Here is an 18290-nt window from a genome sequence, read left to right on the forward strand (position 1 = left end):
AAAACAGGCCGGGTTCCCGGCGAGCTGGATTACTGAGCCGAGAGTTGATCCACCATGGTCTGATAGTCCATCAGATCCATATGTTCTTTCACCCTGTGGTTGAGTGTATCCAGCTTTAGCGTGGTTACTCCGGGGATGGCGATATCAATAATTTTCCCGGGCTTGCCAAATTGCTCTCCCGGACCCTTATAGTGGTAGTTGCCTATCATCACCACCAGAGAGCCTGAGTTGAACATGTGCTCTATGTTGAATCGATACTCGAGTACGCCGCGGTGTGCCCGCTCCAGAAACTCTATAATATGCCTGCCGCCCGTGTATTTGCGGTTTGCTGTACGGTCGTTGAAGACGCTGTCACGATTGTAAAAGGTCGCCAGCTCATCATAGTCGTGAGTGGTCAGAGCATGGATATAGCGTACGGCCATCTGCTGCTCCGGCGGCATATCGCCGCTGTTGGCCAGCAATGGTGGGCTTAACAATGCCAGGATCAACACCAAATAACGCACAATCAATCTCTCTTGGTCTTTAGGTCAAACGCGGGTAACGACAGGTGCCAACGTATGGCGGCCAGGCGAATTATCAAAGCCGTGAAAAAAGCCAGCATCAGCGCCGCCTCGGCTTCGAATTTTAACTGCAGGCTGCAGGTGTACACCAGACCGCCCAGAATAGATGCTGTGGCGTAGATTTCGGTACGCAACACCATGGGGATCCGGCGGCAAAGCAGATCCCGAATAATGCCTCCTCCCACTCCTGTGATCAAGCCCATGACTACGGCTATCAGGGCGCCAAACTCTAGAGTCAGGGCCTTTTGGGTACCGATAACGGTAAAGAGCGCCAGGCCGACGGCATCGGCTATGGCCAGGCTAGATGGGGGCAAACGCCAGGGGCGGCGTACCAGAATCAAGGTCAGTACCACGGTCAGTAGTATCACGTAGAGATAGTTGTGGTCATGAAGCCAGAATACCGGAGCGCCCAGAATGGTGTCTCTTAGGGTGCCGCCACCTATGGCTGTGACCGCTGCCAGTACCAAAACGCCGAAAGGATCCATCCTGTGCCGGCCGGCAGCCAAAGCGCCGGAAAGGGCGAATACTGCGGTGCCGAACAGATCCAGGCTATAGACCCACAATGTCATTAACCCATCTCTTTGAGATGAATGTTGAGGGCATCGACCGAGATACGGATTTCAATCACCGACAGGATTAAGGAATACAGCAATAACAGCAAACTGGCGCCGAAAATCATCGAGCCTGTAGTGTTAAAGCCAAGATAGATAAAAATCATACACAGCACACACAGGGCGAAGCTGGTGACACCTGCCTCCTGCATGCGGCGGATGATAACGATGCGGCGGCGCAGGTTTTTCAGTTGTTCGGCGGCAACGGGTTTATCGCCGCCACTCAAGGTGCGAATTAGCGCGGCCAGTGAGAAAAATCTATTGGTATAAGCCAGCAGCAGCAGGGAAATGGCCGGAAACAGCAATGCCGGGGTCGTCAAAGAGATATGCATATTGTCCAGCACGGCAGTCTTCTCAGTGTCAAGCGGGGAATGAAGGCATTATAAGGAGAAATTGAATAATTTAAAGCGTTTGTGAATAACGTAACAAAACCCAAATCAGAGGTAACAAGATCACAAAAGCAAACCAGATGGTGAAGGTGCGAAATGTCAGCGCAATCGCTTTGGGTATGGTCTTGTGATCCGCTATGGGCCCCGGGCCGATTTTCTCCACCTGTACCTTGATGCCGGAATACTTTTGTGGTCCGCCAAGCTCTGTCATCAGTACAAATGCTGCCATGGTTGCCACCTGGAAATTAGAGCCGATAGGAAAGCGGCTATGGGGTGTGTGCCAAAGCAGTTTTAATGTCTGGGGACCACCCTGAATCGCCAGGGTAAAACGCCACAGCTGCGCCGGAATATACAGTAGCACTTGATTGACCAGAAAAACGGGGCGACCGAAGAAACGGTATTGTGGATCCAGACACCACCAGCTCTGTTCCAATTGTTTGAGCATTCTCACCAGCAGCACCATGGGCGCGCCGGCGAGACAGAAGAAAAACACCACGGTAACAGTGCCGTGAATGGGAGTGGTCACCAGCTTTTCTATAGTGGCCTTGGCTATGCCTGCCTCGGACAGTTCGGCCGTATCGCGGGCAACCCAGGGGGCGAGCAACTCTCTGGCGGCCGCTTTATCTCCCCGCCTGAGGGCTTGGTATATCTCTTCGGCTTCCTGAATAAAACAGGCGTCGTTGAGACACAGATAGAGGATCAAAAACTCAAAGAACCAGGGGAATGCCGCCAGTTCCAGCAGAAAGGTGATGATTAACCAAAATGGCAGTACCAGCAGTAAAATAGCCAGTGAACCGGCAATCAGCTGCTGCTTTTTGTCTCTGTCGCCCCGTTTGACCTTGGCGGCCAGTGACCTGGCAAGATGGCTCAACCAGGCCAGGGGTTGAAACGCCTGGGGCAGCGGCGCCAAACGTGCCAGTAACAAGGCCAAAAACAGCACCAGAAACCCCTGTATGAGGGGGCCATCTAAGGCCAGCAGCTGCTCGCAAAAGGGCAGACTCATGGGCTCTGGTGCTCCTTAAATTAAAGGTGATGCAGCATGCCTATGACCATCAGGGCCGAGTGGTGCCCCGCCTTGACCAGATAGGCATCAAAGTCGACCGGAGAGTCGTTGTTGGCATTATCGGACAAAGAGCGGATCACCACAAAGGGCACGCCGAACTGATGACATACCTGAGCAATGGCGGCGCCTTCCATTTCGCAGGCCGCCATGGTGGGGAAATGTTTTAACATGACGGCAGTGCGCTCGGGATCGCAAATAAAGCTGTCACCTGTGCAGATAAGGCCTTCAATGGCTTTGACCTCTCCCAAACCTGCGATGGCCTGTTGGGCTGCCAGCATCAATTTGGGATCCGGGATAAAGGCTGCCGGTTGCTGCGCCATCTGGCCCATCTCATAGCCAAAGGCGGTGACATCGACATCGTGGTAGCGGACTTCATTGGAAATCACTATATCACCTATCTGCAGCGCATCGACAAACCCACCGGCCGAGCCGGTATTGATGACTGCATCCGGGGCGAACTTTTCAATCAACAGACTGGTCGCTATGCTGGCGGCAACCTTGCCTATGCCGGAGCGGGTAACTATGACTTCTTTGCCAACCAGAGTGCCGCTGACAAATTCAATGCCGGCAACCTTGCTGTGCTGTGGGTTTTCCAAAGAGGCAATCAGGTGAGCAACTTCCGGCTCCATGGCGCCGATAATACCGATTTTCATGGCTTAACCTTCTTTAAATGTCTTGAGTGAGCCTGAGGGCGGCTTAATATAGCACAAGCCAAGATTGGTGCGAACAAGTCTGCCGGTTACAGCCTGGTCGCTGAAGTCAGGATGCATGTTATAAACGGCTTTGGCTGCGCTATTCCCGGAGTGTAGAACAGGCGAAAAAAAGCGCACCCGGGAGGTGGGTTCCCGGATACGCTCAAAGTGTTGAGTTGTCAGCTGAGGAAATTGAGGATCCCAAGCGCCGCATCGCGCCCTTCGGCGATGGCGGTGACCACCAGATCTGAACCCCTGACCATATCACCACCGGCAAATACTTTGGGGTTACTGGTCTGGAACGGATTGGCCGCTTCTTTTTCAGCTTTTACCCGGCCCCATTGATCCAGGGCGATATCAAACTCGGCAAACCAGGGCGCCGGGCTGGGTTGGAAACCGAAGGCGACAATCACGGCGTCAGCCTCCAGCAACTGATCGCTGCCCGGGATGGGCTCTGGACGCCGGCGACCGCTGGCATCGGCGTTGCCAAGCGCGGTTTCAACAAATTCGACTCCCTTGACCTTGCCATCGTCTGTGGCAATCGCCACCGGCTGGCGGTTGAACAGAAACTCGACTCCTTCTTCGCGGGCATTTTGCACCTCACGGCGCGAACCCGGCATATTCTCTTCGTCGCGGCGATAGGCACAGATAACCGACTCGGCGCCTTGGCGCACCGCCGTGCGCACACAGTCCATGGCGGTATCACCGCCGCCGAGCACTACCACCTTCTTGCCCTTGAGGTCGATGTAGGGCTGTGCCGGATCGGCTTGCCCCATCAACTCACGGGTGTTGGCAATCAGGTAGGGCAGGGCTTGAATAACCCCTTCAGCTTCTTCACCGGGCAGGCCCGCCTGCATGGCGTTATAGGTCCCCATGCCGAGGAACACGGCATCGAAGTTGGTCAGCAGCTCGGCAAAGGGAATATCTTGGCCTACAGTGACGCCGAGGCGGAACTCTATCCCCATGCCTTCCATCACGCTGCGGCGGGTAGCCATCACGGACTTGTCGAGCTTAAAGGCGGGAATGCCATAGGTCAGCAGGCCGCCTATCTGAGGATATTTGTCAAAGACTACAGCCTTGACCCCGTTGCGGGCCAGGATATCGGCGCAGCCAAGACCGGCCGGCCCCGCGCCTATGATGGCGACCCGCTCGCTTCTGGGCGTTACCTGGCTCATGTCAGGGCGCCAGCCCTGGGCGATGGCGGTATCTGTGATGTACTTTTCCACATTGCCTATGGTGACGGCGCCGAAGTCATCATTCAGGGTACAGGCACCTTCACAGAGCCTGTCCTGCGGGCAGACTCGGCCGCAGACCTCCGGCAGGGTATTGGTTTCATGCACCAGGTCTGCCGCTTCCAGGATACGTCCCTGTTTGGCCAGCTTGAGCCAGTTGGGGATATAGTTGTGCAGCGGGCACTTCCACTCGCAGTAAGGGTTACCACAGTCCAGGCAGCGATCGGCCTGCTGGTCGACCTGCGCCTGGGCAAAGGGTTGGTAAATCTCAATAAACTCAGTCTTGCGGCGTGCGATAGCCTGCTTGCTCGGGTCGATACGACCCACTTCGATAAACTGAAAATCGTTACTCATGCTCGCTTACCCCGCTTTTACGGCCAGTTCCGGGCTCGGTTGTTCCAGTTTGAGCAGATCCGAAACCTGAATATTCTTGGGCTTGACCAGGACAAAACAGTCGAGCCAGTTGTCAAACTCACTGAGAATGGCACTGGCGTGTTCACTGCCGGTCTCGGCCACATGTTGCTCTATCAGCCCTTTGAGGTGCTGTTGATGAATGGGCATCTCCAGCTTGAGGGTATCGACCAGTTCGGTATTGACCCTACGGCTAAAGCGGCCGAATTGGTCGAACACATAGGCAAAACCGCCAGTCATACCGGCGCCGAAGTTAACGCCCGTGGTCCCCAGCACCACTACTATGCCGCCTGTCATATATTCACAGCCGTTGTCACCGACCCCTTCAACTACCGCCAATGCCCCAGAGTTCCTGACCGCGAAGCGCTCACCGGCCCGTCCCGCCGCAAACAGTTTGCCGCCGGTGGCACCATAGAGGCAGGTATTACCGACAATGGCGCTGCGCTCGGATTGGAAGGCGCTGCCGAGCGGTGGATAGATGGCTATCTTGCCGCCGGACATACCTTTACCCACATAGTCGTTGGCGTCGCCGCACAGTGACAGCTCGAGTCCTGGGCTGTTCCAGACCCCGAAACTTTGGCCGGCGCTACCGTTGAAGCTGAGTCTTATCGGCTTGGGACAGCCTTTTACGCCCCAGGTTGCCGCGATATGGCCCGAAAGCGCGGCGCCTACTGAACGGTCGGTATTATTGATGGGGAAGCAGATATCGAAGCCTTCGCCCTTGGTGGCACGCTCGGCGCACTTGGCCAGCAGTTCCTGGTTCAGGCTGCCGGGATCTGCCGGCGTATTGATCTCTTTCCAGGTCAAACTGGTGCTTGGCAATACTTCGGGTTTGAACAGGATAGGGCTCAGATCCAGTCCCTGCTGCTTGGCGGTCTGGCCTTCGATGGCCTGCAGCCAATCGCTGCGCCCTACCAATTGTTCAAACTCGCTGACCCCCAGCTTGGCCATCCATTCACGCACCTCTTCGGCGACAAACTCAAAGTAGGTCATTACTCGCTCGGGCAAGCCATGATAGTGCTTGTCTCTCAAGGTCTTGTCCTGGGTGGCAACGCCGGTGGCACAGTTGTTTAGGTGACAGATACGCAGGTATTTGCAGCCGAGCGCTATCATGGGCACAGTGCCAAAGCCGAAACTCTCGGCACCCAGTAAGGCCGCCTTGATAACATCTGTGCCAGTCTTGAGACCACCATCCACCTGCAGGCGTATTTTATGTCGCAGACCATTGGCCACCAGAGACTGGTGAACTTCGGCAAGGCCCAGCTCCCAAGGGCTGCCGGCATACTTGACCGACGTCAGTGGGCTGGCGCCTGTGCCGCCATCATAGCCGGAAACGGTAATCATATCGGCATAGGCCTTGGCGACTCCTGTGGCTATGGTGCCAACACCCGGCTCAGAGACCAGCTTGACCGAGATAAGCGCCTTGGGGTTTATCTGCTTGAGATCGAAGATCAGCTGCGCCAAATCCTCAATAGAGTAGATATCGTGGTGCGGCGGCGGTGATATCAGCGTTACACCCGGGCGGGCATGCCTGAGGCCGGCGATTTCAACACTGACCTTATGACCGGGCAGCTGACCGCCTTCACCGGGCTTGGCGCCCTGGGCGACCTTGATCTGCAGCACTTCGGCGTTAATCAGATAATGGGCGGTTACCCCAAAGCGGCCAGAGGCTATCTGCTTGATGGCCGAATTGCGTTCGCTGTTGAATCTGCGGGCATCTTCACCGCCTTCGCCCGAGTTTGAGCGGCCGCCGAGACGGTTCATGGCGATGGCCAGCGCTTCGTGAGCTTCCGGGCTCAGGGCGCCGATACTCATGGCGGCGCTGTCGAATCTGGGGAAGAGAGTTTTGGCCGCCTCTACATCTTCGAGCGCTATGCTTTCGCGCTGCTGTTTGATGCTCAGCAGATCTCTCAAGGTGGCGACCGGCCTTTGGTCTACCAACTCGGCAAACCGTTTGTAGAGCGGGTAATCCACCTCTTTCAGAGCCCGTTGTAAGGTATTGACCACATCCGGGTTGAAGCAGTGGTATTCGCCGCCCTCAACGTACTTGAGCAAACCGCCCTGCGGCAGCGGCACATGGGGGCGGAAGGCCGCCTGACTCAGCAGTTGCTGATCGGCTTCTATGCCATCGAAGCCCACACCCTGAATACGGCTGACCACGCCGTTGAAGCATTGTTTAATCACCTCGTCGGCCAGGCCTATGGCCTCAAACTGCTGGCTGCAGCGATAGGAGGCGACTGTGCTGATCCCCATCTTGGACATGATCTTGCGCAGCCCCTTCTCAATGCCGTAGCGGAAGTTGAGCATCAGATTAACGATATCCTCGGCCTGATGGCGCTTGGCGAGTTCGGCAATGGACTCGTACACCAGATAGGGGTAGATGGCCGTAGCGCCAAAGCCCAGCAGTACCGCGAAATGGTGCGGATCCCGGGCCGAGGCTGTTTCCACTATGATGTTGGTGTCACAGCGCAGGCTCTTGTTCACCAGCATCTGCTGCACTGAACCTACCGCCATGGCGGCCGGAATGACCAGGGTATCTTTGCTGACGGCACGATCCGAGAGCACTATCAGGGTGGTGCCGGTGCGTGCCAGGCGCTCGGCTTCATCCGTGATCCGTTTGATTGCCTGACTCAGGCCTTCGGAGGCCGGGTAGTTAAGGTCAACCTTGTTGGCACGGTAATAAGTGCTGTCCAGACTCAGCAGTTGGTTGAAGTCACTGAACAGCAAGATAGGCGAATTGAACATCACCCGATAGGCGTGTCCCGTGGTTTCGTTAAACAGGTTCTGCTCGCGGCCGATACAGGTGGCCAGCGACATCACATGTTTCTCCCGCAGCGGGTCGATTGGCGGGTTGGTGACCTGGGCAAATTTTTGCCGGAAATAGTCATACAGCGAGCGCTGCTTCTTCGACAGTACCGCCATCGGGGTGTCGTCGCCCATGGAGCCGGTGGCTTCTTCGCCTTTGCTGGCCAGTACCCAGATCACTTGCTCAAGCTCTTCACGGCTGTAGCCGAACAGCTTCTGGTACTGCAGCAAAGTGCCCTGGTTGAATTCACTGACACCCTGATCCTGCGGCGACAGTTGCTCAGCCGGCACCAGAGTCTGGCTGTTTTTCGCCATCCACTCCTTATAGGGGTGACGACGTTTGAGGTCGTTATCGATTTCGAATGACTGATAAAGACGACCGCTGAGGGTGTCGAGTACCAGAAGTTCACCCGGGCCGACCCGGCCTTTTTCAATCACTTCATCCGGGCCATAGTCCCAGATACCCACTTCCGAGGCCAGGGTGAGAATTCTGTCTTTGGTGATCACATAGCGCGATGGCCGCAGCCCGTTGCGATCAACCGCGCAGGCGGCGTGGCGACCGTTGGTCATGACTATCCCGGCCGGGCCATCCCAAGGCTCCATATGCATGGAGTTAAAGTCATAGAAGGCCTTGAGCTCTTCATCCATCTCGGGGTTACTCTGCCATGCAGGCGGGATCAGCAAACGCATGGCGCGGTACAGGTCCATGCCGCCGGCCAGCAGCATCTCCAGCATATTGTCCAGTGATGACGAATCTGAGCCGGTTTCATTGACAAACGGGGCGGCCTGCTGCAAGTCAGGCAGCAGCGGTGAGTTGAACTTGTAGGCCCGCGCCCTAGCCCATTGACGGTTACCTGTGATGGTATTGATCTCGCCATTGTGGGCCAGAAAACGGAACGGCTGTGCCAGTGGCCACTTGGGTGAGGTGTTGGTCGAGAAGCGCTGGTGGAACAGGCAGATAGAGCTTTGCAGCCTAATATCGGCCAGATCCGGATAAAAGGCCGGCAGATCGGCCGGCATCATCAAACCTTTGTAGACAATGACCTGGCCGGAGAGGCTGGCGACATAAAAGTCTTTATCCTGGCTTAATTGCTGCTCGAGACGGCGGCGAGCCATATAGAGGCGCCGCTCCAGATCTTTTTCTCGCCAGCCAATGGGAGCATTGATGAGCACTTGCCAAATTTGCGGCAAGCTGGACTTGCCTATCTCGCCGAGCACTTGCGGATTGACCGGAACCGGGCGCCAGCCGGCAATACTCAGGGTTTCTTTCTCCAGTTCCCGTTCGAGCAATATTCTGGCTTCGGCGGCCAGGGTTTCATCCTGGTTTAAAAACAGCATGCCAACGGCGAACTTACGGCTGAGATGCCAGCCCTGTTCGGCCGCAATGGCTTCAAAGAATCCTGTGGGCATTTGCATCAGCAAACCGCAACCGTCGCCAGTGCGTCCGTCAGCTGCAATACCACCACGATGTTTCATGCGGTCGAGGCCATGGATTGCCGTGCGAACAATGCGATGGCTGGCTTCGCCATCCATTTGGGCTATTAATCCAAAACCACAGTTATCCCGCTCGAAACTGGGATGATACAAGCTCATACAAAACCTCCCTTAACATCACTATTACTACTCGGGAGAGAGTACCAAACTCTATAGATATGCACCCGAACCATTCAAATTATCCTGAGACTTGCTAAAGGTCAAACCTAAATATTGCATATATTTGATGAATCTTGGGGTGTTTCATACGGAATCTTCAATTGCATTACGTTAACGTAAACTGAGGATTGCGCTGTATAACACTATGAATGAAAAGAAAATCTACTTTGCCCCTGTTTTCTGTTCACCTAATTTTAACAAGCGGCCTCGAATTATCCTTAAAGAAGAAAAACTGATTTCCGGTCTCGCTGGTGTTTACATTAAAAATTTGCATTAAATGATTAAATATTCACAAAAGTGTGATCTGGGAGCGGTTTACGCTCAAGCGGTTTGATCATTGATCACTGGCAAAAGTAGCAGCCATTTGTGACATAAATTGACCTGGAGCAGAGTAGTCCCAAATTGGAGTCGTTAGACTGGCGACTTTTTTGAGAGAAGCAAATGGGACTGGACGATTTTGTCACTACCTTTGGTCAATACTGCCGGCAACAATTTGGTCAACGGTTACAAAAGCTGACTCTGGATGCACGTTTTACCTGTCCCAATCGCGACGGAACTCTGGGACGCGGTGGTTGCACTTTCTGTAATGTTGCCTCTTTCAGTCATGAACATGGAACCGACTTGTCGATTGCGGCTCAGCTTGAGGCCGGCAAACAGAAGATGAGAGCAAAGGCTTCGCGGTTTTTGGCTTACTTCCAGGCCTATACCAGTACTTATGAAGAGTATGCCGAGTTGAAGCGCAAATACGATGAGGCACTGCAGAGCGAACAAGTGGTGGGTTTGTGTGTCGGTACCCGCCCGGATTGCGTACCGGACAGGGTGCTGGATCTGTTGGCGCAATATCAACAAAACGGCAGTGAAGTTTGGTTGGAACTGGGTTTACAGACAGCTCACGACGCCACGCTGAAAAGAATTAACCGTGGTCATGACTTTGCCGCTTACCAGGATGCTGTATGCCGCGCCCGCAGTCGCGGACTCAAGGTATGTACTCATCTGATCCTCGGACTGCCGGGAGAAGGGCTGATTGAACATCAACAAACGCTGGAAGCAGTGTTAAACACAGGTGTCGATGGCCTTAAATTACATCCCCTTCATATAGTAGTCGGCAGTACCATGGCCAAGGCCTGGGAAGCAGGCAGGTTGCAGCCACCGACACTGGACGAATATGTTACCAGTGCGGCGCAACTGATCCGTCACACGCCAAAAGAGATAGTGTTTCATCGGGTGACCGCTTATGCCAGCCGTCCCGTGTTGCTGGCGCCGGATTGGTGCGCTCAGCGCTGGATAGGCTTGGTAGCACTGGTGGATGAGTTGGCGGCTAAGGGCGGGCAAGGTTCTAGTTTAATCAATTTAAATCAATAGCCTATAAATCATTGTATCTATTGTGCCCGGATTTTGTATCGCCAATGTTAAATCCGGGAAAGTTTTGTCTTGTTTAGCGCCTATAAGTTGCACCGGTAATTTTAGCGGGTATGATGTGGTAAATCTGACACATTTGAGGAGCGCCTTCATGGCCACAACTGAACTGGATACTATCTTAGATCTCAATACCCTGGAGCAGTACTGTAGTGCTATTGGTGCCGGCACCTTACTCAAGAGTGTGGTGTTATTTGAACAGTTGTTGCCTGAATACGTCGCGAATTTGCAAAAGGCCGAAGCGGCCGGAGATAAAGATACCCTGTGCGCTGAGGCTCACAAGTTCAAAGGTGCTGCCGGCTCTGTGGGATTAAAGCGGATCCAGCAAACTGCACAGCAACTGCAACACGGTGAAGAAGCCGCTTGGGAAGCCGGGCATAAAGAGTGGCTGGCGGTTATTGTTGAACATGCCGGTGCAGATCTGCAGCAACTCAAGTCTTTCCTCGAAGCCAAAGCATAAATTAGCCTTGGGTGCCGGAGAGAAGCTCCGGCGCAGTCAAGGTATTAAGAAACTTCCGTTACTACCCCCTTTTTTAATACCTGAACCTTAGCCGTCAAGGCTTGGGTTCTCTGCTATTTCCGCTTCAGTGATAGATATCTTGGGGGATGATTTATCGCCTCGGTCACACTCCTGATGTGATACTGCTGCTCGACAGACTTTTTGTGTTAGATTAGATAGAACTTTCTAATGCATTACTCAATTGGTAATCGACAAAATGAAACACTTACCCAGTTTGAAAAATCTCTATTATCTGGTGAACCTGCATCAGGAACAGAACTTCAACCGGGCAGCCAAGGTGTGCCATGTTAGCCAATCGACGCTGTCCAGCGGGATCCAAAATCTGGAAGAACAGTTGGGTTATCAGCTGATTGAACGGGATCATAAGTCTTTTATGTTTACCGCTATCGGTGAAGAAGTAGTACAGCGTTCGTTGAAAATTCTGACCGATGTCGATGACTTGGTGGAATTGGTGAAAAACCAGGGTGCGCCTATGACTGGAGAGATCCGACTTGGCTGTATTCCCACCATTGCCCCGTTCCTGCTGAGCCGTGTAGTTAAGCAGTGCCAGAAGACCTATCCGGATCTGAGTTTGCTGCTCAAAGAGGACACCACAGAGCGTTTGTTGACAGCTTTGGGTAAGGGCGAGTTGGATCTGTTGTTGTTGGCTCTGCCTGCTGATACTTCCGGCTATCACAGCATGAAAGTGGGTATAGATCCCTTCAAGATGGTGGTGCACAAGGACTTATCTGCCGATATTCATGAGCCGGTGGACTATCAGGCGCTGCCGGATGAGAGTATTTTTCTGTTGCAGAGTGAGCACTGCATTACCGGTCATGCCATCAGTGCCTGCCAACTGGGTGACAGCGCCAAGGTCAACCCTTTTGCGGCCACCAGTTTGCACACTCTGGTACAGATGGTGAACAGTAAATTGGGCACGACTTTCCTGCCGCAGATGGCAATAGATGCCGGGATATTGAAAGACACAGATCTGGCGGTGATGAGCCCTCCAGGGGAGGCTCCATATCGTGAGATAGGTCTGGTATGGCGTCAGACTACCAGCCGGATCCTGACTTTCAGAACTTTGGGGCTGGAGATCCAGCAGCTGCTTCAGCAGCAGGTTTAGGCTTGGATTCAAGTCGTAACAGTAAGAAAATACATCTATGATATCTTAGAAAAGCCTTGCAGGATGCGGCCTGCGTAGAGCCGTTTACTCAAACTGCTCTACGCAGGTATATTGAAAGCTCAAGAGCGGTAGTTACACCGATTCAAAACTGGAGCTTGACGCTGTCTCAGTTGTTCATCCATTTTGAAGAGCGACAGGAAACCTACATTGCGCTGTGATTTTTAACGTGACACAGAATTTTGAAAACCCTCTTTCGAATATAATCCGTAAAGCATGTTACTTGACGATGAGCTTCATCTTTACCATCAATATAGCGTTGTGAAAACAAACTAGGGACGATTCCCAAAGTCATCTTACCTGATGGACATACTTATTATTGTAAGAGTAAGACTCCATTCAACTATTCACCTAACTTCCTTTTATAACTCCTTATTGTACATTGTTTTTAAATTGATGGTTTTAGTTGTGGGTGATGGATAGGTGTTTTATTTGGTTTTTGTTTGGTGTGTTTGTTGGTTTTTTGAGGGCGGTTTGTTTTGCCTGTTGTTGTGTTGGATGGTCATTGATAATGATTGTACAAGTGGAATGACTTTAAACATGGAATGTTTGTCATTATGCGTTGGCTCCCCCGTTTTATTTTGCTGGTTTCTTTCGCAGTTCTAACAATATCAACAGTGCACGCATCATCCACAGCCCCTTTAAGTGGCGCTTTTCGGGTCAGTGAGCAAGGTGCGGCAACATATACCATCCCCATAGATACTCCCGCAGCCAGAGGTAAACTAAAGCCCGCCGTAGAGCTGAGTTATTCATCAGGTAGCGGCGAAGCCATTATGGGATTGGGGTGGGGGCTTCAAGGGCTTTCCGCCATCAGCCGCTGTCCAAAAACCATTGAACAGGATGGTTATTTGCAAGGTGTAGAGCTTACCAACAAGGACAGTTACTGCCTTGACGGTGCTCGTCTGGTTTTAACCGCCGGAACCCATAGTCTAAATGGCGCCGAGTACCATAAGGAGCTGGATGATGCCTCCGTGGTGACTGTGATTGGCCAGGCGCCTGGCGGCGGCCCAGCGGCCTTCAAGGTTGAAACCAAATCGGGAGACACCTATTTTTATGGCGATGTGGATGAGGTTTCCGGGAAGCGGTTTCTGGATGTGAATGGCGCCTCATCATCCGGAGATGGTTATCGGTCCGTATCTCAAAACAACAGTGATGTGATTTATCATTGGAGTCTGAAGGCCATTGAGGACTCTGTAGGTAATTACATTAGTTATCACTATGAAAACATCGCCGGTGAGCAATACCTGAAAAGCATCGATTATGCCGGGCACAGCAATGGTGAGGTTTCCTATAATCAGGTCAGATTTATCTATACCCCCCTCAGTTACCCTAAGTATGGTTATTCCTATGGCACCTCTGTTGCGATAAAGCAGCAATTGCAAAAGATTGAGGTGAGGCTGGATGACGAAGTCGACAAAACCTATTACCTGACGTATCACAAGGCGACTTCCAGCGATAAGCATGATTACCTTGAGCAGGTTAAAGCCTGTATTGGTCAAACCCAAACCGACTGCAGCACACCGATAACCTTTGAGTGGGACAGACCGCCGGGTGCATCTGCCGGCCCTGCTTATCAACCCTTTTCCGGCAGACGGGCGTTGAATATTCCGTCCGGTAACAACGACACCGCCAAGTTTTTTGATATGGACGGCGACGGCTTATCAGATATCGTTTATGTACGGGGCGGGCGTTGGTACAAGCGTGGTATTCAGTCGGGTATTGAACAGGCGATGGCCTCGACCGGAGCCGCTAAGGCGGCTTATGCCCAAACCATAGATTATGATGGTGATGGCCAGCGTGACTTGTTGGTGGCCAACAGTGAAACCGCCAATTGGCAAATTCTGTCTTTTAAACCTTCTACTTATCAGCACACTGTGTGTGAGCCAAATGGCCGTGGTACTCAGCTATGTGAGGATGTTGAGCGTGTGGTGAATTACACGCTAAAGGATTTGGGGCGTAAGGCTATTGGGCTTGAAGGCAAAGCGCTGGTTGCCGATGTCAATGGTGATGCATTGGAAGACATCATCTTCATCGATGGTGGCGCCATCAAGTGGTATCGCAATCTGGGAAATGGAAGTTTTGCTGCGGCGCAAAGTCTTTATAGCTTTCCCAGTACTGAAGTTGGGCACAACACCAGTGTTCACCAGTGGCATTCCAGTCGAGGTTTTGGCAGCTCCTTTATGGATATCAACGGTGATGGACTCACCGACTTTATGTTGGAGGTTAGAGAGCGGGAGGCCGTGTGTATTTCCGGTAGCGGCAAAGTGATTTCGGGAGTGACCGAGAATGAGTGTCGTCTGGATATCAGAGGTACTTGGTCTGTCAGTGATTACGAGTATTGGAATCTTTATGTCTCGACTGGCTCCAGTTATCAAAGACGGCAGAAAATTTACCGGGGGCCACACAATAATATCAATATCGCCAATACCCTACGCAGTGCCGATTTCAATGGTGATGGCTTGTCGGACATTGCCTATGTCCATAATAATAAATGGTTTATTCAACTGTCAGATGGCAATGGTTTCTTGCCTCGAATGGATACGGGCATTACTACTTCCGATACTCAGAAGTACAAAACCTATTTTATCGAGATCGCGGGTGATGGCAGAGCCGAAATGGTGGTTCAGCATACCTCGTCTCAGGCGTTGGTGTATCACTCCAACCCCGAGTTAACTTCATGGACCACTTATGGCGCAATCAATTACCTGTCCGATCAACCATTGAATTTTGCGGATATCGATGGTCGTGGAAAACTGGATATTGTCTATTTCAGTAACGGTCAATGGCAAAGGTTAACCCATAAGAGCCATGCATATCACAATACCATCAAGGGGATTACCGACGGATTTGGAGTCAAGACCAGGGTGACTTACGCGTCGTTGACGGAAAAGTCTGCTGGCGAATACAGTGTCTATAAGACTCAGGTTTCCAGTTATCTGGACAACAGTCGTAACTTCTCCCTTATTCCGCCGCAAAAAGTTGTTAAGCAAGTTGCCACTGAAACCGGGGATGGCAGCCAGGTTTCCGTTAACTATGAGTATGGCGGCTTGCTGATAAACCGTTTGGGGCGTGGCCCGGCCGGGTTTGAGTTATTACGCACCAGAGACAATCAGACTCAGGTGGTGACCGAGACTATCTATCATCAGTTGTTCCCGCAAATAGGTTTGCCCCTGGCAACCAAACAAACCTATCAGGGAAAAATATTGTACTCGGCAATCAATGAATACAGCTTTCAGCGAGGCAATGACGGTATTTATCGCCGGGGTGAAGAAAACGTAGTGGAGCGCACCTCGCAATATGGCAGCGATGGGGTGGTAAGGGAGTTAACGCAGACAAACACCCAGACTCAGTTCGACGACTGGGGAAATGCCATTGCCATTAAAGCGGATGTGACTGACCTTGAAGCCAATCAATTGGTTTCAAGGGTCGAGACGGTTAACCAGTATGATGGTCATGGTGGCGGCGAAGCCAAGGGGCGACTGAGTCATACCAGGGTGACTAAATCACGCTTTAATCAGCGAGAGCAGGTTCAGGCGATAGTGACCGAGAGCGCATTCAGCTATTACGATAACGGTTTGCTGATGAACTCAACGGTATCGCCAAATGACAATCGCTACAAATTGACTACCGGCAAAACCTATGACATTTACGGCAACACCCTGACCAAGCGGGTCACCGGAGGCGTAGATGCCGCCGGCAACACCCAGCAGTCGAGACAGATGAGCTATTTATTCGATGCCAGAGGGCGTCTGCTCAAGACAGTGACCAACGCGGCAGGCGACAGCAGCACCTATACCTACAATGGTCAGTCTGCAGACCAGGTAACGGGTAAAATCACTCAAATTACCGTGACTGATGCCAATGGTCGCAAACTGACCAAGGACCATGACAAGTGGGGAAGGCTGGTGCGGGAAGTCACTCCGGATGGTGTTCCAACAAGCTATCAGTATGCCACCTGTGATGCCGGGTGTTCACCTCTCGGTCATGGCCATTTGGTTACCACCAAGACCAAGGCCGGTGCGCCTCAATCCAAAGTCATCACAGATAAATATGGCCGTGAAGTCGGTAAGCAGAAGCAGGGTTTTGATGGGCAATGGGTTGTTACTGCAACCAGCTACGATGCGCAGGGAAGGCCTGTCAGACAATATGAACCCGCTTTTGCCGGTATCAGTGCCTATTACACCGAAATAGAGTACGACCACTTTGGTCGGGTCATCAACCAAACCAATCCCAACGGTGGTGTTTCCAGTATTCAATATCTGGGATTTGAGACGCTGACGATAGACCCCAATGGCAAGCAAAAGCGCGCTGTCTCCAATGCCATGGGTGAGCAATTTAAAGTTGTTGATGATATCGGCAACGAACTGGAGTTTGTCTATGATGCTGGTGGCAAGCTGGTGAAAAGTTTTATCACCTCAGCATCGGGACAAGAGCTGCTGCGCACCGAGGCAAGCTATGATGCCTACGGCCGCAAAATCAGCACCAAGGACATTGATAAGGGACAGTGGCGCTACACCTATAACGCCTTTGGCGAAATGCTGTCACAGACCAATGGTAAATCCCAATCCAGCTTTATCTACTATGACATTCTAGGGCGTAAAGTCAGGCAAACTGAGCCAGATGGCACCTCTTGCTGGACCTATGGTAACAAAAGCAGCAAAACCGCCGGTTTACTTATTGCGGAAACCCGTTTCGACGCCGTTGTGTCCAATTGCTCTCAAACCGGCTGGGTACACAGCAAGCAGAGCGGGTATGACAGTGCCGGCCGGTTGGCCAGCAGCAAGACAAGCATAGCAGGTAGTAGCTATGAGCATCGCTTTAGCTATGACAGCCATGGCAGAGCGGCGACTCAGACATACCCCAATAACTTGCTGACGGTCGTCAACCACTACAATGCTCAGGGATACCTTTTCAAGCGTACCGACCAACAAACAGGTAAGGCATATCAAACTATCACCGAAATGAATGCCCGTGGGCAGGTGGAACAGGTGCGTTATGGTAATGGTGCCCAGGAATCAACTGTTTTTGATGCAACCACTGGCTGGGTTAGCGGTATCAATTTGACCACTGCGGGAGTAACAGCCCATCAACTTGACTATCGCTTTGATACCGTGGGTAACCTGGAGTACCGTCAGCACAACCTGTCTTCGGCTCCGGCCACATTCAGCGAAAACTATCACTATGATGATTTGTATCGCCTGTATGAGCGTACCGTCAGTATCCACTCCGGTGGTACGAGTCTGCCATCAGACTTTAAAGCCACCCATGAGATGCAATATGACGATTTGGGCAATATCACCTTTAAAACCGGTGTTGGTGATTACCGCTACGATAGCACCAACCCTTACCGTTTATTAGATATTTGTGGTAAAGGAGGCTGTGGTGCGCTTGAAACAACACCTGTAAGTAAATCCTGCCCAACAGGTTATGCGCTCAATGCGGCAGGCACAACCTGCCAAAAGAGTGAAACTCAATCAGCATCGCTAAGCTACAGCTATAGCTGTCCCAGTGGTTACACTCTTTCCGGTACAACTTGTTCTAAAACGGAAACCAAAGTTGCACAGGTTAAAACCGAACAAACTTGTCCTAAAGGTGGCTACTTAAATGCATCAACGGGTAAGTGCTCTAGAGATTTCACCATAGTTTCAGCAACTAAACCTTCAGGAGCAGGGGTTGTATGCGGTGGTGGTGAACCAATGGGAGGAGGGCGCCGTCTGTGGGAGTGTACAGAAACGTATCAATCCACACCTAAACAGGTCTATAACTGTGATGCGGG

General features: G+C 52.2%; 11 protein-coding genes and 1 pseudogene. 5 read left to right on the top strand and 7 right to left on the bottom strand.

What is annotated here, in order from left to right; all coding sequences use genetic code 11:
- Window positions 1–29: 29 nt before the first annotated feature.
- From AYI96_RS14190 to gltB, 7 genes are all read right to left on the bottom strand, one after another.
- Window positions 30–503, bottom strand: coding sequence for a nuclear transport factor 2 family protein (locus AYI96_RS14190; protein WP_373296856.1), 474 nt, complete (start codon window positions 501–503; stop codon window positions 30–32).
- A 2-nt stretch (window positions 504–505) separates the two neighbouring features.
- The gene (locus tag AYI96_RS14195; protein WP_039033679.1) at window positions 506–1129 is read right to left on the bottom strand and encodes a trimeric intracellular cation channel family protein; all 624 of its coding nucleotides are present in this window, start codon (window positions 1127–1129) and stop codon (window positions 506–508) included.
- The gene (locus AYI96_RS14200) at window positions 1129–1503 is read right to left on the bottom strand and encodes a DUF2721 domain-containing protein (RefSeq protein WP_039033703.1); all 375 of its coding nucleotides are present in this window, start codon (window positions 1501–1503) and stop codon (window positions 1129–1131) included. The genes AYI96_RS14195 and AYI96_RS14200 overlap by 1 nt, the downstream gene beginning before the upstream one ends.
- A 70-nt stretch (window positions 1504–1573) precedes the next feature.
- A complete protein-coding gene (locus tag AYI96_RS14205; protein ID WP_144361819.1) occupies window positions 1574–2563 on the bottom strand; it encodes a cobalamin biosynthesis protein in 990 nt (329 codons plus the stop codon).
- A gap of 20 nt (window positions 2564–2583) precedes the next feature.
- Entirely contained in the window at window positions 2584–3276 is a 693-nt protein-coding gene (locus AYI96_RS14210; protein WP_100142050.1) for a 5'-methylthioadenosine/adenosylhomocysteine nucleosidase, read from the bottom strand.
- A 218-nt stretch (window positions 3277–3494) separates the two neighbouring features.
- Entirely contained in the window at window positions 3495–4901 is a 1407-nt protein-coding gene (locus AYI96_RS14215) for an FAD-dependent oxidoreductase (protein WP_071475582.1), read from the bottom strand.
- Window positions 4902–4907: 6 nt separating this feature from the next.
- A complete protein-coding gene (gene gltB / locus AYI96_RS14220) occupies window positions 4908–9356 on the bottom strand; it encodes a glutamate synthase large subunit (protein WP_144361820.1) in 4449 nt (1482 codons plus the stop codon).
- A 501-nt stretch (window positions 9357–9857) separates the two neighbouring features.
- Here gltB and AYI96_RS14225 point away from each other — a divergent pair.
- The 5 genes and pseudogenes from AYI96_RS14225 to AYI96_RS14245 form a co-directional block, all read left to right on the top strand.
- Complete coding sequence (locus AYI96_RS14225) at window positions 9858–10778, top strand: TIGR01212 family radical SAM protein (protein ID WP_039033705.1); 921 nt, start codon at window positions 9858–9860, stop codon at window positions 10776–10778.
- Between the two features lie 148 nt (window positions 10779–10926).
- On the top strand, window positions 10927–11292 hold the full coding sequence (locus tag AYI96_RS14230) for an Hpt domain-containing protein (RefSeq protein WP_039033706.1): 366 nt from the start codon (window positions 10927–10929) through the stop codon (window positions 11290–11292).
- A 256-nt stretch (window positions 11293–11548) separates the two neighbouring features.
- Window positions 11549–12457: a hydrogen peroxide-inducible genes transcriptional activator OxyR gene (gene oxyR, locus AYI96_RS14235; protein WP_052248010.1), complete on the top strand. Its 909-nt coding sequence runs from the start codon at window positions 11549–11551 to the stop codon at window positions 12455–12457.
- Between the two features lie 84 nt (window positions 12458–12541).
- A pseudogene (locus tag AYI96_RS14240) lies at window positions 12542–12675 on the top strand (IS256 family transposase); the annotation flags it as partial.
- A gap of 456 nt (window positions 12676–13131) precedes the next feature.
- Window positions 13132–18290, top strand: a 5159-nt coding sequence (locus tag AYI96_RS14245; RefSeq protein WP_186300068.1) for an FG-GAP-like repeat-containing protein, incomplete at its 3' end; no start/stop codon positions are given.

The organism is Shewanella sp. MSW, assembly GCF_007636515.1.
Classification (GTDB): domain Bacteria; phylum Pseudomonadota; class Gammaproteobacteria; order Enterobacterales; family Shewanellaceae; genus Shewanella; species Shewanella indica.